This window comes from Legionella nigrisilvae, from assembly GCF_977063395.2.
This window is the reverse complement of the sequence record NZ_CDRUGZ020000021.1, coordinates 144,571-169,858: the sequence shown is the minus strand read 5'-3', so window position 1 is coordinate 169,858 and position 25,288 is coordinate 144,571. Positions and strand designations below refer to the sequence as shown.

The window sequence follows — 25,288 nt, the reverse complement described above, 5'->3', positions numbered from 1 at the left end:
TTTCGTTCGTTATAAAGCTCTGAGAGGGGACCTTGTGATGATGATCACCCAAGGCTCAAACGAGTTAGCTGAAAAAACTTTATGAAAGATGGAACAGAGAAATACGGAATGTGAGCCCAAATCAAGACTAAAACATGCACGAGAATTTTAGTGAAACAGTCAAAAAAACAAAGAGTCCTTATTTGCACTATCCACTCATTTGGAAATTATCACTTTCCAAATGAGGACGTTCTCAAAAAATTACACATTGTTTAAAATAAGAACATTTGGTAATGAATTAGGATTTGGATATGAGAAATCGGACAGCGGCGCAAAACTTTCTTACTCGAGTGGAACAATTTATTACCCCTCAATCAAATCCGCAAATTATGAAACAAATATTCTCTGCACTTGGTCTAAATGAACTGACCACGACCAATGAAGAATATAAATTTTTTATTCAAACAATTAAAAAACGAGTAATTGATTTGAATCCCCTGATTTCAAAAATCAAAGAAGGTATTTTAAATAACGAGTCCGTATGTAGATTACTGGCCTATATCGAAAAACATGAATTAATCAATGATGCAGAACTCCAAAACGCGGCTTCGACGATCCAGTTACAGATCAATTTACTATGCCTTTTAGAAGCGATCACCATTACTATGGCTAATAGTAACGATTTTGCTCATGACATGTATAACCATATGATGAAGCAGAGGGGAAGCGGGCCTACAGGTAATCCTTTTTACAACCTATTAATTGGAATCCCTTCACGGGCAACTTTATTCGAACGTTTAAAACTGATTTCGATAGATCCTGGTGTAACAAGTATCATATTTCATCGACTGATGGAAACCAATCCTGAAACTCCCGAAGATCTCCAGGATTTTGTAAATCAAAAGCATTTGTCTGGATGGAATGCCGATATCGAACTTGCTAATTTGGATGTTGCATCAACCAGCACACTCCCCGCAATGGCTGTTAATATTTTAGAAGCAGTATGGGAAGACGCTACAGGCCACAACAAAAATACCAGTGGTATGTTGAATGCCCAAGCAGGTTTAGGACTAATTGGTTTAATGGAAGAAAAAGAATACACAACTTCTTTTAAACTTGCTGAAACCACCTTACCTCAAGGAACTACGATTGCATCAGATTTAAGCTATTCACTGATACCCGAACTGAAAGTAGATAACTCAGTAAAAAAAGTATCCCAGTTTCATATCGATAAGGAATGGATGAATTTATACAATAGCTGGAATTTATTGTTTGTAATTGCAAATATTGATCCTGTATTCGTACCCATTAAATTGTTAATACCTAGTGTTTTTTCTGCGGAAGCATCCAATTATAAAGAAACAAGAGTACTCGCGCTATTTCTAGTGGCGAATCTCTTTTTAAATGAGCAGACTTCAAACAATCCGCTTTTTACTAATAATTATATTTTTCAAAATGGATCTGCAATTCTGAAAAAATGGGGTGAAATCAATAAAAATCATTCGAATGAATTATTACAACAGTTATCTCCCCAAGAGGGCAAAGACTCTCAGGTCTTATACAATCAAGTTCTAGGCGAGCATCCTACTGTAAACTTTGGATTAAAACTTCTATCTTACTTTCAAGATTCACATCAGTTTAGACTCACTAAAGCAAAAGAAAATAAATTAAATAATTTTTCTTTTTTCTTAGGTAATGCAGAGTCTAGGAATCCTGTAAAACCTGTGAGTTTAGATACTCCGAAGCGGGTGCTGGGATAAATTTATTAAGATTAATTAGTAAGGATTAAAAAGAGGAATTATTGTGTATAGCCCATGCGAATATGTTGCGCCCTCCTTGGATAAAACAAAAGACAACAAATACAAAAAATTTGTGCGAGAAATAACAGAAAATTATAACTCTCGTTCTTTTGCGGAAAAATTAGAGAAGTTTTTTGCTGCTTCCACAGAAAGAAATCCACCGCGAGTAGCCTCGCTTCCTGATTTGTTAAAGACGAACTTTATTGTAGGCGAAACCCACCATGATCGCGCTCCTAAGAATTTTTTAATTGAAAATATGCGCATTCTAAAGGCAGCAGGTTATACTACTTTATTCCTGGAACATCTATATTACGATGATCAGCAAGAGCTTGATGAGTACGATCCGGACTGGTTCTGTAACTCAGAAAAATATCAGCGAACTGAAGCTCGTATCGAACGTTTAAATGATGATTTTTCCTACCCTCTGGAAGTAAGAGATATTCATGATGAATCTTGCCATTGCCGACAATGTACTTATTTGGAAAAGAATCATTTTTTACAACTGGTCAAGGCGGCCAAACGTTGTGGAATCCGTGTGGTAGGAATTGATACGGAGTATACTTATTCGGAACAGTATAATGAGCGGCATAAAAAATATGCTTATGGCGGTCCAACAACTGTAAATAAGGATTCGTTTCGCGAAAGAAGTATGAATTATACTGCCGCCAAAATTATAGAGAAAGAAACCCAAGAGCATCCTGGGAAATGGTTCGCTTTAATGGGAGAATATCACTGCTATTCATCAGAAGAATTTAGTGGTGTACCCCAGCTTACAGGAGCTACAACGGCTCTTGTAAGTACGGACAAAAAATTGGATAAAATAAAAGTACAATTTGATGGAGTTGCGTCTTCCGAGGAGTCCATAGAATTTGGGAGTAATTTGACGCGAATAGTAAAGGTTCCTTACGGTGTCAATATTCAGACACCTCTTTTCAAATCCATTCCAGCTATTAAAAACCCGGTAGTTCAGACTATGGATTCCCGAAAGGAAGAAGAAAAAGAGCAATTACGAAGAGAGTTTCCTCGCCGCTGTGCAGCTCAAATTGAACGTTTGGATTCCATCTCAAAAATATTTAACAATTCCCATGCGAGGGAGAAAAAGAGAGTTCTTGAATTAGCGCAAAAAATCTTGAATGATGAGAACTTAAGTGTAAGCGATAGATTCACTGCATTTCATAAAATCATTAATGACCACCGGGCTACTTTAACAAGGCCTCATAGTACGATCCCCAAAGATGTTATGAAGGGATTGCTGGTTTTTGTTGCTTCCACACTTTTAGTGGTTCCTGGTATTTTGCTTGGCATGCGCTTTTTTAGTTCGCATCGCTCCACTACTATAGAAGAAGAAATAGTAAAACCATTAAATGATCTGATGCCATAGAAGATGTAAGTCATTGTAAGCGACCCCAACGAGCGCATTTTTTTGAGCATTGATATCCAAAATATTTAAGATTTTGAGGAATCCACTGTTTTGCCATTAGATTCCTCCCAATTAAATTATCCCCTCTCCTCAACTTTATAGAATCATGATATGATCTCAATTTAACCAAATTGCTTTTTTAGAGGGTTGATGTGCAAGGTAAACGAGAACCACAAGCTTATATTGATGCTTTAAGAAAGGGTGATTACGTCTTTGCAGCTATCGGTTTAAGCAAACTAATGTATGCTAAATATCAGTCATTAAGTAAAAGGGTTCTGTTTGCGGATGATGTGACCCCTTTATTGAGAAATTTATTTGCGGAAACAGACCTTTCTATTAACGACTTACCACTTATCCAATTCGGAATATTATATAATCAGGCATCCAATGAGTCAGAGGTTACCTATTATTTGACTCAAATGATGGCATCTGCCGCAGAGCTATTAAGTCATGAAGAATGGTTAAGAGAACAAGAAGGTAATCGAAATAAATCACCTAAAGATATCCGTCAATTGGTTAGGGATGAAATAACTGAAGCTTTTAAAAAACAAAATGGACTTCAGGAAGCTGAACGAATAACTGAAGGAAAAATGGGTATGGATCCGGGTGTTTTGGTTGCAAAAGAAACAACGTACAAAAAGACATGGGCATACGCTGTTAATCATTTAATAAATGAAAATAATGTTCTAATACGAGAAACCGGAAAAATACTACTTGATCGTCTCGACGAAGTAGGAGCTAAAATAGAAGAATTAGATCGAAAAGCTGTTTCCAAAGAAGGCGATAAAGAAATAGTAAGATTATGGCGAGAAACGCGGAAACATCAAAGAGAAGTAGAGGATCAACTTTCGATACTGATGGTTCAGCCGAAAGAGTTCCATGCAAACAAAGCTTTATCTTGGGTGATGGATCAAGATTTTTTGTACGAGGTAAAACAGCAAACTGAAGCCTATTTAAACTTTTTAAATAACAATCCTGTTGACGAACCAGAGAAACATAAAGGATTGTTAAAAACTTATGATGCGCGTAAATATGCTACAGCAATGATGCTTACAGCCATTAAAACAGCTTTTTTAAGACCACCTCAAGCAACATTGGCCATTTTACAAGATAATGCTAAAAAAATTGAAAATAACCGTCCTGGCTTTTGGGAATTAGGTATTGTTGCTTGGATAATTGATCATTTCATTAAAAAATCCGAGATGACAAAAATAACCGACATGACTTTAAAGTTAACTAAAGATGAGATAAAAAAACTAGGAACTAATAATTTTTTTTACAAAAAAGCGCATCATGAAACCATATCTGAAAGGAGCGGACATGAAGTCGTGATGAGGAGACTCCAAGGTTAATAACAAGCATTTTTAAAAAACCAGTCTTCAATAAAATAACTCAACTCGCTTTAAGTAAATTCAAAACTTTTAATCTGCTCATTAAGATTCGGTTTTCCCTTCACAGTTATTTCCTTTTCCTGAAAAAAATGGTGAACGTTTTTTTTTGCAAATTGGCTTTTTAGGAAGGACTCTATACTTGAAAAGAATGCTTCTGGAACATCTGATTCCATTGAATGGTCGGCTTGGGGAAATATAATAAATTGATTGTCTGGGATCTTGCTTGCCATGAGTTCGGAATGTTTTTTGTCGGTAATCCAATCTTCTTCGCCCACAAGGATGAGTGTTTTACAGGCTATTTCATGTAAGCGATCTTCATAATCAAATGTCCTTAAAAAACCTCCAAATCCTTGATTCAAAGGTTCATGAGCAAAAATATAATCAGGAGCTGGTCGAGTCACGGGGATATGGTGTCTTTTTTTCCAGGAATACATAGAATCCATAATATCAAAAAATTTATCTAATTCTTCATCACTGCTAAAACTGCCTTCCCATAACTGTTCACAGGCTTTTTGTTGCTCTAAGTTTCCTCTATTTTTGACATTTAAGCGTGCTGTATCAAGGTTTCTAAAACTTGGAGAGCCTGCTGCCAGCACCAGATTGGAAACATGGCTGGGGTAGGCAAGTGTATATCCTAATGCACACATTGCTCCATAAGATTTACCCAATAAAACGATTTTATCCAGCTTGAGATAGGTACGAATTTCTTCAACATCCCGAATATAATTTTCCATAGTATATAAGGAAGGGTCGTGTTTATCGCTTAATCCACATCCTCTAGGATCGATAAAAACCATTGTTCCAGTGGTGGCAAGACATTCATAATCTTTGTAATGAGAGTGATTCGCACCTGGTCCACCAGGCAGCATAAAAATGTAGGGCTTTTTATCGAGATGGTTTTCATTTTCACTCACTATCTTGATATGCAAACGAGTTGGGGGTGCATTATCTCGTGCAGGAATATCAATAAATAAATCCTTACTCCACATGTATTTCTCCTGAGTATTTTTTACAGACCATCTTTAATTAATTTGTAATCGGATTTCAAACAGCCCACATAGATTTAGGCTGTAGACCCAAGCTATTTCTTAGAAAAAATACCATAGAACAATCAGAAAGTAATCTTGTATTTACTATAGTTTGTCGGGCAACGACCCCGACAAACTCGGTAAAAATATGAGACAGAAAACTAGTTGTATAGTGGTCCTAAAACATTTCAGTCTTCAAACAAACCTCTTTTGAACTCCTTTAGAATCTGATTCCTTACTTATCTCTACCTCTTCTTTTGATGTCTTAGTTAGTTCTTCTTTATTATTCCCCTTAAATATAGAGAAGTTCATAAGGCTGCTTTCTTCTTTAGGATTTTTCTTGTCTGTGATGACATCTTTAATAAGGCTGGCTATTTGCTCATTATTTTTTAAAATATCCCATGCTTCACTATCATTGTAGAGTGCTTGAGCTAATTGAGGATAGTTTGGAAGGAATTCTAAAGTAAAGGAATGAAACAAGGACTTATCATCAGTTGCTGCTCGTTCAATGAAAAGAGTGGCTAGTGTTCTTAGTAAAGAATGGTGTTCTGGCGACAATAATCCTGTTCTCTTGATTGCGAATAAAACAGCTATCAATTCGTCAGAACCAATTAAAGTTCTTAAATCACGAAGTATAAGAAAAAGAAGGTGAAAATAGGATTCTGATTTCTTAAAAAACGTATGAGCTAGGGATTCCACGAACTTATTCAAAGCTTCTTTCGATAAATCCTGTTTGGAATGATAGTGTAGAAGAAGCGTTGTTAAATGCTCTGGGGCAATATATTGTGAGATCTCAAAATTCCGAATAATGGGTAGAAGAGTTTGTTTGTTATCTTCTGCATAACTAGGACTACTAATAAGTAATTGATTGAGTTCATCAATCGCAGGAGGAAAACCCACTTTTGCTGCACACAGGACTGAAGACAGGTCACTTTTTTTCCCTTTGCATTTTACTTGATACTGATTTTGATACCATGCAACAAGGTTAGAATTTTCTATTGCCGCAAATTCCAACAATAGAGGAGATAATTTAGTTATCTCTTTCTCATGCCAATAGACTACCGCCGCTAAAGCGACTGCAGGCACCTTCATAATTAATTCTTCGAATACATCAAAAGCCGCTCGATCATTTGTGCGAACCAGCTGCATGAGTGTCTCAATGGCTTCCTTTTGCTTTTCACCAGTGTGTTCTAAAATCATCGTTTTGACTTGCAGTACCTGCAATTCTTTTTGGAGCCCTTGAATTTCCTTATTTCGTATACCCGAAGCAATATCTAAATAATGGTGCGCTTTACTAAAGTTTCCTGTATTAGAATAATAAGAAGCAAGCTCCTTTGCTACTTCAATCATATTTTCTATGTGCTTATCCGTATCATTTTGGCTACATAGTGCATCCAAAGTTTCAACTGCCTCAGGCATCCTTTGTTTCACCGCCTGCAAAAGATAATTAACCCCTCGTCTCAAATAAAAACTAACTTCCTGCCGGGCACCAGGTTTTGCATCAGGACGCATCGCTTTGATTTTCAATGCCATTGCGTAATGACAAGTTAACTTACCTAATTCACTTAGAAAAACCGAATTTTTCTTGCCTATGAGTTCCTCCGCTTTTTGTTTGCATGGGCCTTCTGTGAGAAAAAAATATCGATAAATTTTTATAAAATCATCAGGCTTATTGGAAATAAAATGCATTAAATTAAATGTTTCAGGCATGTGTTCATTATCATTAGGGGTAATCCCAAGGGCTTCAAAAATTTTGAGGTACACGCGTGCTTGTAGAGTGGGTGAGGTTGCACCACTACCACTCAATAATAAGAAAAGGTACATTAGTTCAAGACGACTTAATGATTCCGACTTTTCTTGCTTATTGTTATTGTTGGTAACTTTATCTCCTTCAATATCAAAAAATTGGTGCCCTTGATCATATAAAAATTGTGTCAGTATGGTCGCACCTTTCAAATAACACTTAAGGGACAAGGAATCGGGGTGGGTTATTTGACACCCATAATATGCCTCAATCAATGCCTTTAAAAGGACATTAAATTTTTTATAAGGACTAATTTTTTTTAGATGAGTGACTTTGGAGTCTACAGGATTTAAGTTTTGAATCGCTTTGATTAAATCTTTTTGACTTAGTTCTAGATTTTGCTTTAACGTGGAGAGCATGTTATGAAGAGAAGTCTGGCCATCTGGCTTTAATAGTTTCATGCTATTTTCAAGCATCTCAATCTCAGCTTGCAATTCGTTAACTATTTTTTTAAGAGTAGTTACCTGCCCATTTGTAATCTCGTTGATTTGCGTTCCTTGTATAAAAGAAAGGAGTTGTGGTTTAGGGTCCCTTTCTAATTCAGCGAATTCTGCAAGGACATCAAAATCAGAAATAGATAACTTTTCGAACTCTTGAATCAGTAACTCAAGTTGCTTGATAAACACATCGGGTTTTTCTTGTAAGAAAGTCTGTAAGAAATTAGTCAAAGATTCAGTAGTATACTGGCCAGCTCCCTTTAGTAAAGTCATTAAATCAGGAGAAGAAATACGTTCAAAAGGGATATCAAATCCCAACGCTTTATTTAACGCGTTTTTTACTTCTGGAGGATAATTCGTATCTTGGCTTTTACTAAATCCATCAGAACTGAATATGTTTTCATAAATGTTGTCCCAATAAGTTGGACCGCTATCCCCATCAATCCAAAACCATATATATCCATTAGATACACCAATAACTGTTGCGAGTCCTTTTGGAGACATAACCCTATCTAAAAAATAGGTTCCAAAAGGTTCGGTTGCTATCTGGCTAATCTCGAAAGAAATTAGTTTCTTGGATTTAGAAGAGATTATGATCGTTGATACAGGCTTAATAGAATTTAAAATTTCAATTTTTTTCTGCACAATTTCACCTTGATTACTAAGATTTAGGAAAGGACATTTTTTTGCATATTAAAACAAAAAATTCAAAACGAGAACAGATACTTTATATAGAAATCATATTGATCAACAAATCCTCAGAAGGGTTTTAAATTGAAAGTAAATTATGAAGAAAAAATGGTAATTTTCGCGCACGATGGAGTGTGCGCGCGAAAAAAAATTTTACTTGACTGGGAAGCGGTGATTTACTTGTTCTGAAAGGTTATCATGGAGTACGTTTCTGCTGTATAATACGGTTCTTCATCCACTTTGTATTCTTTAGCTAACTCTGCTGCTGTTTTATGATCAATGCATTCTATCCCAAGTTTTTTACATAGAAGCACAATCTCACCTGGCTCAAAAAATGTCTTGAAAGGGGATTTTTTATTAGCAAACTCATCTAAAGTTTTTTCTAAGCATTGTTCTTTCGCAGTGGAGTCTAATTGTTTTGCGCCAGTTTGCATCAGAGTATGCATGTAGTCGAAGGTAATGGTTAAATGGCTAAATTTACTTGATAAATCACGTAAAATTCGTATTACTTCTTCTTTTTCGAGATAAAAAGTATTTCCTTCCCATAAAATTAAAGTTGGCTTTGTGAATTCAATATCATTGTTTGCTAACTCAGCGATTAAATCTCCCTTAACATAGTCTAAACCAATATACGTGGCATTTTTATTAATACTTTGTTCGGAATAAAGTTGTTCCTTGCATTTTAAAATTTGCGGATGGTCAATTTCAAAAAATCGTGCACCGAATTGTTGAGTATATTTGATTTTACGAGCGGGTAGGGTATCAAAGCCGCTTCCTAAAATGATGATTTGCGTAACCTCTTTGTTTTTGACTGCATCGGATACGGTACGTCTAAAAAAACGGGTGCGGGTAGCTAACGGCAACCACATTCTTTTATCTAACCGTTGTTCGGCTTCTTCTTTAACTTGCTCGCTCACGAAGTTTTGCATCAGAGAATCTTTAAATAAATCGTTTTCTCTTGTGCCTTGTTTTTGGGTTAATGCCGGCCAATTTTCTTTAGATTTAGCCTCTTTTTTCCAATAATTAGCTAATAGGGAAGTGGTTGCAACATTATTATCTTTTAAGATTTTTTCACGCATAAATGACTTTCTCTTATTTTAATAATTCATCTATAATCGGGCGCACGCCTGAATAATAAGCGGCATGATCGGCGTCTAAATATACAATATTATCGGTAACCTCTCTACTCATCCTTAGCTGATCACTGAGGAGTAAAACCTTATCATTTCGGCAAACTAAAGAACGTTTCGGAATACAATTAAAGTGTGCACCAACATGGACTGGTTCGGTAAACGGATGTAAAGGTTGAGGTTGTAGCCGAACCATTGCTTTTTGGGCATCCTGCGGGCGACAACAGTTAAACATTATATTGACTAAATTCGAGGAATACTGAAGGCGAATTTCTTGTAATGTTTCATCAATGATCAAAAAAGGAGTAAGATTATTTGATTCAGATTCTTGCGCCAATGAAAACAGAGATTTATGGTTTTGCGGAACATAGGCTGCGACAAAAATGAGTTCACGAATAGCATTAGGAATAATCTCAGCAACCGCTGCAATGACTAAACCTGCCATACTGTGGCCAACCAAAGTGACCCGTTCGGGTTGTTGCCGAATCAAACTAACAACACTTTGCACATAGTGATTAAAATATATAGAGCTGCTTAGTTGATTGTTTATACCATGACCCGGCAAATCTGGCATCAATACCTTATGCCCTTTGGAGAAGAGCTCTTTTGCAATAGGCCTCCAACACCAAGAAGCATGCCAGGCACCATGGATAAAGATAAAAGTTTGTGAACGTCGCATAAAACGGGACTTAGTTAATGATGATCAATTTAATGGCCATTTTATGAAAATTGAATTAATAAATAAAAGCTTTATTTCGAATTAATGAAGTAACCTTAGATTTTGAAATTTAAATTCTCTAGCCTAGGCCCAAAACTATTAATAATAAATTAATGTTGAACTGATATAATAAAATGGTAGCGATATCTCCTAGGTTATAAATCAAATTTCTATCGCTACACCCTCCCTATTTTCATACCAACTAAATCCCGCATAATTTTTTTATTCTAATCACCCAAAAAAAGATTTATTTTTTAAAGACCTATGCTATTTTACTTAACCGTTGAGTACTATATTTTCAGAACAGGATATCTACCTCGCTGTACAATTCTGACTTTAAAAATCGATATCGGGAACAATAAATCTCCTAGCAATTTTGCTAAGAAACGTTTTATTTATAATTTGACACATACTATTCGTAAATGAGAAGACCTATGCTCGAACATACAAAAAAAAATCCAATAAGTGAGGAGCCTACTCTTTCGTCAACTAATCCATCCTATCCGTCGCAAACATCCCCAGAACTAGCGGTAACTCAAGGTCAAACCGGTGAAAAGGATCTGCGGAAAACATCGGACGAAGCCCCTCCACTTAATAGCAAGCCGACTCTCGATAGCTCTCTTTCCGAAAATAAGGTACCCTTACCCACAGTAAAAAAAGAACTTAAATTCACAAAGTCTTTAAAAGTAAATGATATGCGCCTATTTCTTAAAGATGAAATGCCCCTTGGAGCGCTTTATACTGATCCAGAAAAAAAACCTTCTGGACCAAAGGTATTAAAAATCAATACGACTTGGGAAAAAAATACAAAGCAAATTCAGCTACTTGCAAACAAACAGCGAAGAATACAACACGATAAATTACTCAAGAAATTATTAATACTCATTGAAACCCTTCTTGAACAACCAATGGTATTCCGCTACCTCGATCATTTAGAAAAATTTTCTGTGAAACCTCCTAATAATCTTACGAGATTTATTAATTTTTTAATCTTTTAGAGGAAATTCGTTTCGCCATTCAGGATGCTACGATAGAAACTAAAACGGCGACTTGGTTTGCAATGAATTTAGACGGGCCCTCATTAAAGGATGATCTATTTTTAGAAGAAATCCGTTACTTTCCCGAGCGGATATCTAGTTTGATAGAAAAATTTTTTACGACTCTTGTAATTGAAGAAAAACTAAATAAGGATGTATTAACAGCAAAATTCAATGAAATTTTTTCAAAGGCTCCTCCCAATAAGGAGCATATTTTTCATAATATTAACCAAAGTGTGCTTGACGCTGCCAAAGAGCTATTTTTGCAGCAAGTCAAAGAGGATTTAATTGCTCTGCGAAATAGCATTGATCACAGTTTTGATTCTTCAACATTTAAGCAAGAAAGATTCCTTTCAATTAATTCTTCTCCAGACAAGTTAACTCCCTGCAATACCTCTGCATCCAAATTACAGGATGAGAAATTTTCAGATCTATTTGGCATGCTAAGAGCGATGGAATTTTCTAACTTGAAAGGAATAGTGATCCATGATTTTAGTGACTTTCAGAATAAATCAAAACTTACTCAGTTATTGTTCTTTATTGAAAAAAATCAACAAACCTTACAGAAAGTAACGATTATTAAGGGAGGTACTAGAGAGGATATCGTCAGTTTTCGTAGCAAATTGGAATCTTTTTCGAACATCACTTTAAATATTGAAGAAAGTCCTGCTTCTCCGCCTCAATCAGAAAAAAAAGGCTTTAAGTTCTTTAAGCGTCCAATTTTCCGACATGATGAAAGCAATGCTCATTCTGTTGGCTCCAAGGTTCAGCCAGTCTAATTACTAGCATAAGGCAAAAATAGGTTGGATCATTTGATCCAACACTCTTGCCAGGGGAATCAAATTGTAACTACATGATCAATCTATCCATTTCTACTTCATTATGTTCCGCTCTTTTTTTAGGAGCATGAAAAATACTGTTTCTCGGTTTAGAAGGATGTGGCATAACTAACTGTGTTTTAGAGTTGTCTAATGTAGTTAAAATTTTTATAGCCTGCGTTTGTGTAAATCTTCGAAACAATTGAGTATTAATAAAGACCATAGCCCTTTTTTCAATCTGAGGATATTCTTTCTTAAATTCGATAGGACCTCGGAGCATTAAAGTGAGAGTTTCTCTTTTATAAGTACTAAAATAAAGATTTTTAATAGTATTTTGACTCTCCTGGATCAGAGCACAGGCATTATTAAATTCCACAATAGCTTTGGGAATTTTATTATTTTCTCTAAGTCTTTTATATTGTTTTTTCGTAGGTACAATACTTTGTTCAGCTAGTATTTTCATAGCATGGGTATAATTGCTTAGTACATTACTTGAGTGTCTTTTAGGTGATGCGTCTCGGGGGTGATTTCTAGGTTGAACTAATAGTTGTCGCAGATGTTTTTCGAGTGTTCTCAAAGTTGGCCGATGTTCTGGCTGGTGGACGAGACATAATTGAATGAGACGATTGAGATCCACGGAGGGTTTTAAAATGGATTGCATCATAGCGCCTAGAGCATAAACATCCATACTTTTTTGGGCAGTTATCGGCTTTTGAGACCAGCACTCGGGTGCAATTTGCGTATATTTCTTTTTATTTAATATCCGCTCCTCGTTCGTTGTTACACAAAAGATATCCGGGTTGAGTGGCATCCCTTTTTTTACAGATATACCTCCATCAAGCAAATAACTTTTTCCCGAGTTTTTGTCAAAATGGATATTATCCGCTTTTAAATCCAGAACAATATAACCTTTATTATGGCAGTCTTTTAATGCTTCAATTGCAGAAAGAAAAAGCTTTATTTGTTGCCTTTCATTAGTCAAGTGCAATTTTTCATAGGGTACACCAACAATATAGGGAAGCACCAATCGATAAGTGTCATCGCGCTCTATTAATGCATTATTTTGTTTCGGGTAGAGCGTCTTAAAAAATGTGTATTTATTATAAGCCTCGATAAAATCAATATCGTCTTTATCCACAGGTTTAAGCACGGCAAGTGAGCGTTGACCATCAGTAGATTGGAATTTTCGTGCTCTGGCGTAAGTTCCAGAACCAATATTTTTTTGGGGATAATATTTCGTTTCTCCGTCACTTTCATAACAAGATTCTTCAGAAGTATCATCATCATGGAATTTATAGTTTTTTGGCATATCCTTGCCCTCTCATCCCTGAATTCTTTAAATCCATTTTGCTTATTTTATATGATAAAGTCCATTATTAAAAATTCACTGATTTAAAAAATTGGGCAATTAAATCAAACAGTTAAACGCCAAAGACGCGCGCCGGACATAAAGAATGGGACTTTATCTGACGCATTTTGAACCATCCAATTGGTTTGTTTTTTTAATAATATTTTGGTGCTGAATTATCGGATTTTTCTGAATTAGATTGCTCCGATTCCTGCAGTTTTTTCGTTTTACTTATACTTTGGATAACAGCAACACTAGAAGCTCTTCCTTTGCCTTTAAAATCACTTCGTTTATGAGAAACGTTCTCTTTTTTGTCTTCTTCTATCTGTTTTGTTTCTCTTGTTGTTTGCGGCGTTTTATCTCTAAACATTAAATGCTTTTCTAAATCACGATGTGAATATTGGCTTGATTTAAGGTTCAACTTCGGAATGGATTTTTTTTCTTGCTTCGGTGTTGTTTGTTCCAATTCTGGATCTACGGCATATGAAGCAGAAGAAGAGGCTAATTCCTGTTCTGGCAACATTTTAATGGAAGCTTTTTTCTTGGCCTTATGTTTCTTCTTCTCTGGGGCACAGGCTCTTGGGACATCTAATGGCGGGGAAGATAGCTCTGAATTTGGATTAGCAGTTGATGAAATAACATGCTTCTTCGTAGCTAGCTTTAGAATTAATAAAGCTTGGGAAAACTCCAGCCGTTTACTTGATTCCTCATGAGTTAAGCCGCGGATAACCTGTCGTACACTCTTGCCTAAGGGAGAGTTAAAGGCGGGATGGTTAAAATCGAGTCGTGTAGCGGGTCCTTGCATACCGAGTTGATCTACATAAGCCGATAAATTGGTAACAGCCAACTGAATGGTCTGTATATCCAATCCCAGGGTGGGTATGTCTTTTTTTAATTCATACTGTTGTTTGCTCATGAAGTTAAATAACGATTTCTTTGAGTTCCCAAAATTACTGGCAACCCGGATCCCTGTTATCACTTCATAAATACTAATTCCCATTTTATATCGGGATTTATAATCAATTTCCGAAATTGAATATTCATTAGTATTATCTAGGTTGGGTGTTACGCTGAGTGATGTGGGTCTGGAACGATAGATAGGGGTTTGAGCCACTTCCATCTTCGGAATAGAGCTTTCTGTGTATACATTCAATAAAGACTTAATATCAGAAAGGACTAAACGTCCATCATCAGCAATAATAAAATTACTCGGTTTAATATCGGTATAACGAAAGCCAGCCCTCTCTATATCTACCATTTGCTGTAACATTTTCATGGAATAATCCAAAGAAGTATCGAAATCCTCTGCATCTTGCTCAAGACTTCCCTTGGCACAATATTCTATTAGCTCAAGGTAATAACTACTTTTGCGATTTTTGAAAGGAAGTAAAAGATATCGTTCGGGAAAGTGCTTAGCAACCTCTGGATTTACTCGCAGGACATCATAGGCTGCGACATATTTTTCTTCAGCGGATAACACGCGAAATATAACACTAATATCTTTATATGTTGCTGAAAAAAGAGAAATCGCTGATCCACCTAGGAATTTGATTGTAACCGGTTTTTTATCAATTGTAATCAGTAAAACTTGCGGATTATCACCAGCATTAATAAGTGCTGCTAATGGAGCTTTTGCCTGGCCATTCTCGGTCACCAGTTTCTTAAAGGCAGTAGTTAGTTTCTCAATAATTTTGTTTCTCATTTCCGCAGTTTTGCTAACCTTCCCCATGAGTAAAACCTATACCAAAAAGGAATAGTATTATCCATTCCAGTGATTTAAAGTCAACGAGTCCGCCTAGATTTTAAACACGCCTGAATCGATATTGATTAGGCTCCTTTTTAAAACAATTTTTCAATCAAGTAGGGAATCACTGGCTTTTTGTGGTCCATCCAACTACTCTAAAAGACACGCAAAATTATTTTATGGATATGGAACTAATACAAAAGGGAGGTAGTATGAAACGTCCAGCAAAAATTGCCTTGGTTTTTACTTCTATTTGTTTTTTTAGCATGCCCACCGCTTATGCCATGCAGTTTAATATTCATGGTACGCAAGCAAAAAAACTATACAATATGCTCACAGGGCCTGGGGTTCAAGAAGAAGGTGCAGCGGGACATTCTTATCGTAAAGGAAAAAGCATCCTTTGCCGTTATACCAATGCTGATATGAGTAAGAATGGAAAAGAAGTTCCTAAGAAGTCCCCATCTCGTTACGCGTGTTCCATTTATTTTAACCACAATGGATTAGCTACTCCGGGACAAAATCCAAAATAAACTCCTAGAAAATCTAAGTTGGGTCATTTGACCCAGCAGACGTGTTGGTTTGTCCTATAATTAAACATCATTTAAAATTACGAGATTTTTATGGAAAAAAATCCATTTAATATAGGTACTTCAGGATGGAGCTATTCAGGATGGTTGGGTAATTTCTATCCTGAAAAGATCAAACCTCATCTAATACTTCCTTATTATGCTGAGCTGTTGAATAGTGTGGAGCTTAATAACAGTTTTTATCAAATTCCTAAAGAAAAAAATATAAGGAACTGGGTAGAGATAACACCACCCGATTTTACTTTTTCATGTAAAGCAAATCGATATATCACCCATTTTCAAAAGTTAAAAGACAGCACTGAAAGTTTAGATAAATTACTTAAAGCCTTTAGTAATTTTGAAGAAAAGTTAGGACCTATACTATTTCAATTTCCTCCTTGGTGGAAAATAGAAATTCCTACTTTGAAGACATTTATACAGCACCTTCCTAAAAATTATTTTTACACCTTTGAATTCAGACATAAGAGCTGGTTTTGCGAAGAACTGTATGAGCTGTTAGATAAAAACCAAATGTCACTGTGTTTTTATGATCATAAAATGTATCGTTCACCGGAAATAATCACTAGTTCCTTTATCTATATCCGCATGCATGGACCTAATATAGAGGCATATAAAGGAGCTTATGAAGAAACTACTTTAGCGGAATATGTGGAGAAATTTGTTAATTGGCATAAAGAGGGGAAAAGAATTTATTGCTATTTTGACAATGATGAAAAAGCCAATGCGCCTAAAGATGCACAACGCATTAATCAATTATTGAAAAATAAAACTGCTTTAATAAGGGCGAATTAGCTTAGTCAGGAATTAACGGTTCCCATCCAAAAACACTCCTGCCACCATACATAGGAGAGACCTTTTTTTCATGAGCCATTATTTCTTCTACAGAGGGACCAGAAATAATATGTTGTTCTAATTCGCGTGCTTGATTATCAAGTCGTTTAATGGCATCCAATTTATCGCTTTGACCTAAATTTGCTTTTTGTATTGCAGTTTTCAACACCCGAATGGTTTCGTCATAGACTTTAACTGGAACAGGGAAGGGGTGACGATCTTTTCCACCATGAGCTAAAGAAAAGCGGGCAGGATCGGAAAATCTGTAGGGAGCCCCGTGAATGACTTCAGCTACAAAGGCCAAAGCGAGAATAGTTCTTGCCCCAACGCCAGGTGTTAAAAGAAGCTCGGTAAAATCTTCTGGGCCTCGATTGATGGCTGCAGCAATATTGGCATGTAAACGGGTAATGGAAATATTTTCGGCTCGAACATCATGATGTGCAGGTAAGTCGAGATGGGGTAAAGGAAGTTGTGCTGTTGAGTCATTTACTGACTTTAGGTCATTCTTTTTTTGCTTGGATATCTCTGCAAGAATACGCTCAGGAGAACACGTTTTCAAAAGCTCAATTTGCTTAAATCGTGATAATTGAGCCCGTTGATCGGTAAGATTGATTATATTACCTTGATGAAATCCTTCTATGGCAGTATGAGGTGCCTCAATAAAACTAGTCAATCCTTCAGATAACCAGTGATATCGTCGCGCTTGTTTATTAAGCGTATTCATGCCTTGTTGAATAATTGTCCACTTGCCATCATCAGTAACGATGAAACCATGCAAGTATAGATCGAATCCATCCTGGACCGCCGCACTATCCACTTTAGCTACCAGACGGCTGCATTGCGCTAACTGCTGTCCGTCAAAACCGACTTTGCTTCCAATACTAAGAAGCTCCTGCGGAGTTTGTCGTGAATATTTGCCTCTGCCACCACAAACATGAACCCCAAGTTCTTGCGCGAGTGGGGTTAAACCACGCTTCAGGGCACCAATAACACTCGTGGTAATCCCCGAAGAATGCCAATCCATGCCCATAACTGCTCCAAAGGATTGGAACCAAAAGGGGTTTGATAAACGGCGAAGAATTTCATCTCGGCCGTAATGATGAATGATAGCTTGACATATGATCGCACCTAATTTTGCCATACGCTCCGCAAGCCAAGTAGGCACACGACCATAATGCAAAGGTAAATTGGCGCTGCCCGTTTTCTGAGCCATAGAGTCATTTTTAATGAATTGGAAGTTAATAAAATTATAGCAAATTGCTGTATCAAGAAGCATTAAAATAAATAAGCTAGGTCATCTAACTTGTTTTGTCATTCCCCCGCGGGCGAAGAATCAATTTCACAGACACGTAAGAATTAATTTGAGGGATCGATTCCCGCCTACGCGGGAATGACACTATACAGGCATGAGCTTATGTGTGAAATTGTGATAAGAAGTGTGAAGCGAAAGGTTTGATGGAAAAGATTAAACCTCATATTGCGCCGAACGCCATCCTGCTTGGTGGTCAAGCTTGCTGTGTTATAAGAATTAAGTCTAGATGAACTTTCGGAATGGGATGGGGCTAGAAACTCAACTACTGGAGCTAATCATGTTTAGAGTCACTCGTCAAACGAAACTCCTGAATGCATGCCTTAAAATCCCCTACATTAATTTCCTTAGCCAACATAGGTGCATCACCTTTGTTTCGATAACTGGTATAATCTATTTGAGGTATCGACTTCGATATATACCAATAATCCGGATTGATATTCTGACTACAAGGACCCTTAGAGGTTAGAGTTGCTCGTTTCGTCAAGATGCAACGGTTGGGTGTTTCAATAAATGATAAATCTTGTTTAATTGTATCCCCTTTGTAACCATAAGTAATTATTAGTGTTACAGTAGAGTAGCCTTGCCCAAGCTCACCGATAGGGCTCTCTATGTCAATTGACCGATTGGGTTTATTTAATAAGTCAGCTTGCATCAGAATAAATTTATCGCAGTGTGTCATTCCATAGTTATGAAACTGCTTTAGTAATTGCTCATTATCACTTAGTGCAACAACCTTAAACGATTGTAAGCTCAAAACAAGAAAGAGGGCGTAAAATTTTTTGTTCATTAAAAAGTTCATCTCATTAAATCGGGAATCATTGAAAACGTTAAATTTGAATCTCTAGAAAGGACCATAATGATGTTTACATTACATGATTTTTTGTTATTTTTCTAAAACTTTCGGAGTATTACATTGTAAATTTTTTTAAAAAATTGCTCAAAGGTCCTTCGGCTTCCTCGTATTTTTTTGACCAGACCTCAAGTACACTGGATATTTGAGTTTGTTCTGCTTTTGAATCTTCATCAAATTTTTGCATTTCGCGCTCTATATCACCTTGCGGATCAGAGCTTTCGAGTGCAGCTCTTTTGAGGGCTTTCAATTTATCTTCTCTCTCAAAAGGTTGATAAAAACCTAAATTACCATATCTGAATTCCTTGGCTAATCCATTATTTAGTTGTTCATAATCTCTTAACATTTCTTCCTGGTGTTCTATCAGATATTCAAATCGGAGAATTCCTTTTTTAATTTCTTTTATCCTCTGCTCTTTACTATAAAGGTCGATTCGATTTGGATTATATAAAATTGTCCATTTTATGCCATTTGATATCAATAATAAGTTAATCAATAAATAATTCGTCCGAAGATTTACATCATAATATAAGTGTAGAATCTCTAATTCATGGGTTAGTTTATCAATGGCTTTTATTTTATCATCCACTGTAATGGCTTCTTTAATTTCTTTATTATATGTATTAACCGCATCTAAAGCATATTCATAAGCTAACTTAGGCTCTGGAGTTAGTATATAAACAGGTACCCCTTTTTTGATTTTTTGATAAATGTTTTGAGCGAGCGCTTCTATTTCATCATCCTTAAAATTTTTAATGTTCGTACTGGTGGCTGAAGAAGTTTCACCAGCACATGCGAGTGCATTTTTCCTCGCATCTCTAATTACATCAATTAACTCTTTTTTATTTGAAAATTCCAATTTAGAAGGACTGCCAAGCATAAATCCCTCTGCGTTGTCGTCATTTCTAATTCGGAATAATAATTCTGTAATTCCTTCTATCGTTGCTGTATCTTTGAAAATTGGAAATCCGTTGTAAATAGTGCGGTATTCTGTAAGAGATTCTCCTTCCGCTTCCATTTGTGACAAACCTTGACTCAGTTGAAGATGCAATCTGTTTATTATCTCAAGTGTTATATGGGTTTTAATTTTTGGATCAAATTTATATAGTTCGAGAATTGTGGTAGTGGTTTCAAACAAATTTTTAACACAATTTCGCTCCCTAAACTCATAATCTATCCAATTTTCCTTGCCATGGTGAAATAATTCGAAGTCAACAAATAATAAATATCGTAATTTAGGAGGGATTGCAGAAATATCTTTTATAATAGAGTGGGTTTTAAATCGTTCTTCCCCAACATCGTCCTTATACGATATATATTCCTCTTCTTCTTGTTCGTGTTTTAGTGGATCGAGTTCTGCTCGAGTTATGATTATTCCACTCGTATGAGTGATGGATTCTAGCCCCTTTATAAATTGTTCTTGGTTTAATTCTTCTCCCATGGTTGTTCCATCTATTTTAACCTTTGCAATCCCAGTATGATATAATTTATGGGGATGACCATGTCGCTGTAAGTCAATTCCTGTTTTTTTATATAATTTTTTCGATGCGTGTGCGGCTTTTTTGAAGTCTGGGTAAGTTTTTACAGGAGTTTCTGAAATGGATTGATGTTCTGTAAAAGTTATATGGGCAATACTTTCTAAGGTTTCTCCTGCTCTTAACAACCTAGGAAAATCATTTACAAGAACATAAACATACTTGTGTTTAAGAGTGCTCTTCTCTTCCATATATATTCCTCTAAACCAAAATACCTTTTAATATTAATAATAATAGATTATTTTTTGATCGGTTTGGTCGTTAATTGTTGATTATGCAAGTAACAGTTTTGAAGATGTGAAAACGATTAACTCATCACAGGCGCAAGGTGAGACTTGCTTCGAGATTGGAAGAAAACAAACAGAGTTAATAGAGTCCAGGGTCTTTAACCCTGGGCTCCCCGATGGGCAACAAATTCCGGTTTATAAAAATGTTCGATTAAATCGATGTATTCGGCAGTTTTATTGCCTAACCGAGATGTAGTGAGTGCACTAAATTCTTTGTCCTCTAATGGCTTGGTATCCGGTTTTTGTTCAAGAAGGTCTATTAAATGACGAGCAGCATTTATTTTTTCTTCAACGCTCGATTCAAATTTGACTTCAATTAGTTTGGTTTTGTATTGTTTGGATGACTCAATATCTTTTTCCAACTCATCTTTTTTTGTCTGTATGTAATGGGATAAGATATTAATTAGCTTTAAGGTTCGTTCAGATTCGGATACCTGCAGAGGTACATCCGCTTCATTTGGGTGAATTCCAGTGGTATCCAGTAAGGAATCGTCAACAACGGTTTGAACGTGTAGTTTTTCAATGGAATTTTTATCCAGTCGTTCTTTTGAAATGTCTGGGAGACCCTGGGTATTTTCTTTTATATTTTCCTGAGGAATGCTTGCTAAAAGTCTTTGAATGGCTGGATGCAAATCATGCGCTTTCACACGGTGTTCGATTTGGAAATTAAGTTCTTGCAATGCAAAATCTGCATGAGTTTGAGTGTATTGAGGTGCTGGGACTTTAGAAATTATTTCTTTATAAGTTCTATCCAGCAAAGCAACGTTGTTAATATCGTGTTCATATCTATTTAATGCCTGATCAATAAAAACAAATGTACTTTCATTTTAACTCTTCAACGAACTTTGGAACACTAATAAGCAGTATAGTAATTGACTTAAAAATGAGCAGACTTTGGCACTACACATTCTTTGTTGGAGTCCCTGGTTAAGTGATCAAAATCTGTAAATTCGCTATCAGTTAAGTTGGGTCGTTTGCGACCCAACTTCGGTACCACCTACAACAGGTTATTTTTAAAAAACCGTACCTGAGCTCAATATTTCATTTATAGTGAGAAGCAGCTCCGGGCTGTTTTTCGCTCTAAATTAGGGCTGCCACGGTGCTCTTCCTTCGAGCTTTCATCAAAAAATCTTAGGCCCGCTTGCTTACCTTTAGAATTATTTGATTGGGGGGATTGTTCGGAGGGTGGAGTTAGAGGGTTGTTTTGAAGTGATTGAGAAATAGGGCTTTGATTCATTTTTTTTATCAATGATTGTTCCATCTGTGAAGGATTTCGAGCCGATTCTTTCCTATGAAAAACGGTTGGCCAAGTAAAAGCGACGGATACGAATACTAATATGATTGGAGACAAGATTGCCATGGTAATGGTTAAGGCAAGTTTTGCCCCTATGGCCTCACCCAGTGTTTCCCCAACATGAATTCCGCTTCGGATTCCACCGGCCACAGAATACGCAAGGGAATCACCAATCAAAGCTAATAATTTGAGCATATTGAGGGCTCCATATTTTATCTTTTCTGCTTTTGTTTGGCCTTCTTCCAGGGGTTGATATATTGATTCAAATTTCTCTTTAAGGTCGACATAGGTTTTCGGGTTAAAAACTTTATAAACTTGTGAAAAAGTATTAACAACCATGGTTGTCGAAGTACATATCATGGCAATCATATGTGCTAACAAGGTATTAGAGTTCGCCCCTATCGCATTAAAAAGCTTATTAACTCCGGATACCGTAGTAAACCAGGTTAGTGTTGCATAAACAGCTAAAAAAATCGTACTCACAACTCCTAATAAGACACATCGCAACAGACCATAGGGTTTTTGGTAATCTTCAATAAAAAGATTTTTGAATTTTGTATAATTTTCACGTATCCCTACAGCTTGAAACGAATAGAAAGAAACCGCTGCAATAAGAGATAGTCCAATCGTAACTGCCAAAACCAGAGGGTTAGAAGCCATCATACCTGCCCCTAAAAAAGTGAGCAGTCCTACGAGACCAGCATATCCGGAAATGCCCGCAGAAATACAGGCTAATAAGGTTACGATACCAAAAAATAATTTCTGACCTCTATCCAATACCGTTTTTTCTTTAATATTTTCTTCAAGAATCTTAAAGGTTTTTTGCTTTTGAGGTTGAAAGCCAGCACTATCAAGCATGGCTTGGCCACGGCTTAATAAACACACGATGCCGTTACAAAAAGACAGAACTATCGCCAAAGCGAGGCTCAACCCAAAGGGGGCTCCTAAAGTACTTAATAATCCCAGGCAAAACACCATACAAAGTGCCATGGAAGTAACGACTTTACCGGTGACTAATGGCACTCCCTTTAACAGTCTATTTCTATTTTGAGTGGGAGTTCTTGCAAATTCCTGGCCATTGCTAGAGTAGGTTGCGATTTGTAAGACTTCTTGCTTGGATAGTCTTTTTCCACCTGAAAGTATTTCCCCCCACTTAAAGGTGAGGAAACTCCAAAAATGGTGATAAAACGGACGCTCCAGGAGATCGGTTATTCGCAGATCGCCATTTAAAATAGCTTTTTGGACTTGTTGCGATTCTTTTTCGGTAAATTGATATTGGTTGAACGAAGTAATAATCCAGTCTTTTTGCGTATTGAATTTTCTCTTTAAAACCATTAGGACATCAGGACGTTTATAATTAACAAAACTGGATGGCTCTTGTTTTAATAAACTTATTATTTCTTTCATTACGACAAATCCCTTGAATGCAAATCGTGTAGCTTATTTATAATTTCACAAGAATTCCATTCAAATTTTTAATTAGTTATTAATAGATATGAGCTGCTATCATTTAAATTAGAAATGATTTGACATACTTTGCGAGTTACATTCTAATCTTATTTTTTTATCATGATGATGGATAATCATGGCATTTGTGAATTTTTTAAAACCAGCTCCATATCTTGATGAAATTCAGGATAAAACCGTTGTTAAACAGCAATATCGTTATTGGCGTATCCGCACCTTTTATGCCATGTATCTAGGATATGTTTTGTTTTATTTTACGCGAAAAAGTTTTATCTTCGCGATGCCTGCGTTGCAAAGCACCCTAGGAATGACCAAAACTGAACTCGGAATGATCGCTAGCATTTTGAGCTTAAGTTATGGCATCAGCAAATTTTTGAGTGGAATTCTGGGCGATAAGTCAAATCCCCGTTACTTAATGGCGATTGGACTAATTTTGACAGGTGTTTTTAATATTTTGTTTGGTTTGTCTTCTACTTGGTGGTTATTTGCAATCTTTTGGGGATTGAATGGTTGGTTCCAAGGCTGGGGATGGCCAGGATGTACTAAATTATTAACGCATTGGTATTCACAATCAGAACGTGGTCGTTGGTGGAGCATTTGGAATACATCACATAACGTGGGGGGTGCATTAATTCCCTTGATTGTTGCGATGTGCGCGCAATATTTCGGTTGGCGTTCAGCCATGTTTGTGCCGGGAGTAATCTGCATTTTTGGAGGCGTTTTTTTAATCAATCGTTTAAGGGATACCCCGCAATCGCTGGGTTTACCTGCGATAGAGCAATATAATAACGATTTTTCTGGTTCAGCAAATCACCACCCAGAAAAAACAGAATTTTCAGTTAAAGAAATTCTTTGGAAGTATGTATTAAGCAACCCATATATTTGGATTCTTTCTATTTCTTACTTGTTTATTTATGTAGTTCGAACTGCCATTAATGATTGGAGCATGCTGTACTTAACCGAAGCGAAGGATTATTCATTAATCACAGCAGGTAGTTGTGTCATATGGTTTGAGGTAGGTGGTTTTTTTGGAAGTCTGGCCGCGGGCTGGCTGTCGGATAAAATATTTCAAGGTAAACGCAATCCGATAAATGTGCTCTTTACTGCAGGTGTATTTGTCACTTTGTTGCTCTTTACATTCACTCGAGGATATACACCATTTCTCGATTCATTGTTTCTTTTTTTCTTTGGTTTTTTTATCTTTGGACCACAAATGATGATTGGTATGGCATGTGCGGAGTTAGCACACAAAAAAGCAGCGGCAACCGCAACTGGCTTTGCCGGATTTTTTGCTTATTGTTTAGGTGCTGTTCTGGCTGGTGCTCCTTTGGGTGCAATTATCAAAAATTACGGCTGGGATAATTTCTTCCTCACGCTGTTAATTTGTTGCTTGATTCCATTATTTTTGATGTTGCCACTCTGGCATGTGAAAGCCAATACAAGAGAGGATAAATCAGAATTTTCAGGCAATTCTGAATTTGCTTAGTTTACGTAGAATGAGTAGCCCTCTAGCAAAAGCCGCATAGGGGTAACGCTGCTATATATTCTTGTTTTACAAAAATGAGGATATTAGTGAGCTGCGAATTCAATTATGTAAAGAATAGGAAAAAAGTTTCAGAGATGTTATACAAAAGCTCTGGACTATCCTGACATAATCATGTGTAGGTGATATTTATTTACATTCAACAATATATCTTCCTACAAGCTGAGAAATAAATATAGCTAAATTTCGCTTCGCTAATTCGGGCTCCCTATTTGAACCTGACCTATAATGCTAAATTA

At 36.4% G+C, this 25,288-nt stretch carries 19 protein-coding genes; 8 read left to right on the top strand and 11 right to left on the bottom strand.

Annotated elements, in window-relative coordinates; genetic code table 11:
* The first annotated feature begins 290 nt into the window (after window positions 1-290).
* From ACWTE2_RS11965 to ACWTE2_RS11955, 3 genes are all read left to right on the top strand, one after another.
* Entirely contained in the window at window positions 291-1,739 is a 1,449-nt protein-coding gene (locus ACWTE2_RS11965) for a symporter (protein ID WP_454785505.1), read from the top strand.
* A 43-nt stretch (window positions 1,740-1,782) separates the two neighbouring features.
* Window positions 1,783-3,159: a membrane-targeted effector domain-containing toxin gene (locus ACWTE2_RS11960; RefSeq protein ID WP_454785504.1), complete on the top strand. Its 1,377-nt coding sequence runs from the start codon at window positions 1,783-1,785 to the stop codon at window positions 3,157-3,159.
* Window positions 3,160-3,350: 191 nt separating this feature from the next.
* Window positions 3,351-4,550, top strand: a complete 1,200-nt coding sequence (locus tag ACWTE2_RS11955) for a hypothetical protein (protein WP_454785503.1) — start codon at window positions 3,351-3,353, stop codon at window positions 4,548-4,550.
* Window positions 4,551-4,600: 50 nt separating this feature from the next.
* Here ACWTE2_RS11955 and ACWTE2_RS11950 read toward each other — a convergent pair whose 3' ends face one another.
* From ACWTE2_RS11950 to ACWTE2_RS11935, 4 genes are all read right to left on the bottom strand, one after another.
* The gene (locus tag ACWTE2_RS11950; RefSeq protein WP_454785502.1) at window positions 4,601-5,578 is read right to left on the bottom strand and encodes an alpha/beta fold hydrolase; all 978 of its coding nucleotides are present in this window, start codon (window positions 5,576-5,578) and stop codon (window positions 4,601-4,603) included.
* Window positions 5,579-5,812: 234 nt separating this feature from the next.
* Window positions 5,813-8,503, bottom strand: a complete 2,691-nt coding sequence (locus tag ACWTE2_RS11945; RefSeq protein WP_454785501.1) for a hypothetical protein — start codon at window positions 8,501-8,503, stop codon at window positions 5,813-5,815.
* 221 nt (window positions 8,504-8,724) lie between these two features.
* Window positions 8,725-9,627: a class I SAM-dependent methyltransferase gene (locus ACWTE2_RS11940; protein WP_454785500.1), complete on the bottom strand. Its 903-nt coding sequence runs from the start codon at window positions 9,625-9,627 to the stop codon at window positions 8,725-8,727.
* 13 nt (window positions 9,628-9,640) lie between these two features.
* Complete coding sequence (locus ACWTE2_RS11935; protein ID WP_454785499.1) at window positions 9,641-10,357, bottom strand: alpha/beta fold hydrolase; 717 nt, start codon at window positions 10,355-10,357, stop codon at window positions 9,641-9,643.
* A gap of 473 nt (window positions 10,358-10,830) precedes the next feature.
* Between ACWTE2_RS11935 and ACWTE2_RS11930 the strand changes: the two genes are divergently transcribed.
* Together ACWTE2_RS11930 and ACWTE2_RS11925 are read left to right on the top strand one after the other, a co-directional pair.
* Complete coding sequence (locus ACWTE2_RS11930; RefSeq protein ID WP_454785498.1) at window positions 10,831-11,394, top strand: hypothetical protein; 564 nt, start codon at window positions 10,831-10,833, stop codon at window positions 11,392-11,394.
* A gap of 140 nt (window positions 11,395-11,534) precedes the next feature.
* A complete protein-coding gene (locus ACWTE2_RS11925; protein WP_454785497.1) occupies window positions 11,535-12,212 on the top strand; it encodes a hypothetical protein in 678 nt (225 codons plus the stop codon).
* Window positions 12,213-12,282: 70 nt separating this feature from the next.
* Here the strand turns inward: ACWTE2_RS11925 and ACWTE2_RS11920 are convergent, their stop codons facing one another.
* Window positions 12,283-13,560 (bottom strand): protein kinase domain-containing protein, encoded by a 1,278-nt coding sequence (locus tag ACWTE2_RS11920; protein ID WP_454785496.1) that lies wholly within the window; start codon window positions 13,558-13,560, stop codon window positions 12,283-12,285.
* A gap of 193 nt (window positions 13,561-13,753) precedes the next feature.
* Window positions 13,754-15,328, bottom strand: coding sequence for a protein kinase family protein (locus ACWTE2_RS11915; protein ID WP_454785495.1), 1,575 nt, complete (start codon window positions 15,326-15,328; stop codon window positions 13,754-13,756).
* A gap of 227 nt (window positions 15,329-15,555) precedes the next feature.
* On the opposite strand from ACWTE2_RS11915, the gene ACWTE2_RS11910 reads away from it, so the two are divergent.
* Both ACWTE2_RS11910 and ACWTE2_RS11905 read left to right on the top strand, forming a co-directional pair.
* A complete protein-coding gene (locus tag ACWTE2_RS11910) occupies window positions 15,556-15,873 on the top strand; it encodes a hypothetical protein (RefSeq protein ID WP_454785494.1) in 318 nt (105 codons plus the stop codon).
* 90 nt (window positions 15,874-15,963) lie between these two features.
* On the top strand, window positions 15,964-16,722 hold the full coding sequence (locus ACWTE2_RS11905) for a DUF72 domain-containing protein (protein WP_454785493.1): 759 nt from the start codon (window positions 15,964-15,966) through the stop codon (window positions 16,720-16,722).
* A 1-nt stretch (window position 16,723) separates the two neighbouring features.
* Here the strand turns inward: ACWTE2_RS11905 and ACWTE2_RS11900 are convergent, their stop codons facing one another.
* The 5 genes from ACWTE2_RS11900 to ACWTE2_RS11880 all read right to left on the bottom strand — a co-directional run bounded on the left by ACWTE2_RS11900 (window position 16,724) and on the right by ACWTE2_RS11880 (window position 23,446).
* Window positions 16,724-17,974, bottom strand: coding sequence for a DUF763 domain-containing protein (locus ACWTE2_RS11900; protein WP_454785492.1), 1,251 nt, complete (start codon window positions 17,972-17,974; stop codon window positions 16,724-16,726).
* 370 nt (window positions 17,975-18,344) lie between these two features.
* Window positions 18,345-18,860, bottom strand: coding sequence for a hypothetical protein (locus ACWTE2_RS11895; protein WP_182392597.1), 516 nt, complete (start codon window positions 18,858-18,860; stop codon window positions 18,345-18,347).
* 121 nt (window positions 18,861-18,981) lie between these two features.
* Window positions 18,982-20,649, bottom strand: a complete 1,668-nt coding sequence (locus ACWTE2_RS11890; RefSeq protein ID WP_454785491.1) for a hypothetical protein — start codon at window positions 20,647-20,649, stop codon at window positions 18,982-18,984.
* Between the two features lie 194 nt (window positions 20,650-20,843).
* Complete coding sequence (locus ACWTE2_RS11885; RefSeq protein ID WP_454785490.1) at window positions 20,844-21,503, bottom strand: hypothetical protein; 660 nt, start codon at window positions 21,501-21,503, stop codon at window positions 20,844-20,846.
* A 287-nt stretch (window positions 21,504-21,790) separates the two neighbouring features.
* Window positions 21,791-23,446 carry a hypothetical protein gene (locus ACWTE2_RS11880; RefSeq protein ID WP_454785489.1) on the bottom strand — a complete coding sequence of 552 codons (1,656 nt, stop codon included), beginning with the start codon at window positions 23,444-23,446 and terminating at the stop codon, window positions 21,791-21,793.
* 178 nt (window positions 23,447-23,624) lie between these two features.
* Between ACWTE2_RS11880 and pgtP the strand changes: the two genes are divergently transcribed.
* A complete protein-coding gene (gene pgtP, locus ACWTE2_RS11875; RefSeq protein WP_454785488.1) occupies window positions 23,625-24,992 on the top strand; it encodes a phosphoglycerate transporter protein PgtP in 1,368 nt (455 codons plus the stop codon).
* Window positions 24,993-25,288 lie beyond the last annotated feature (296 nt).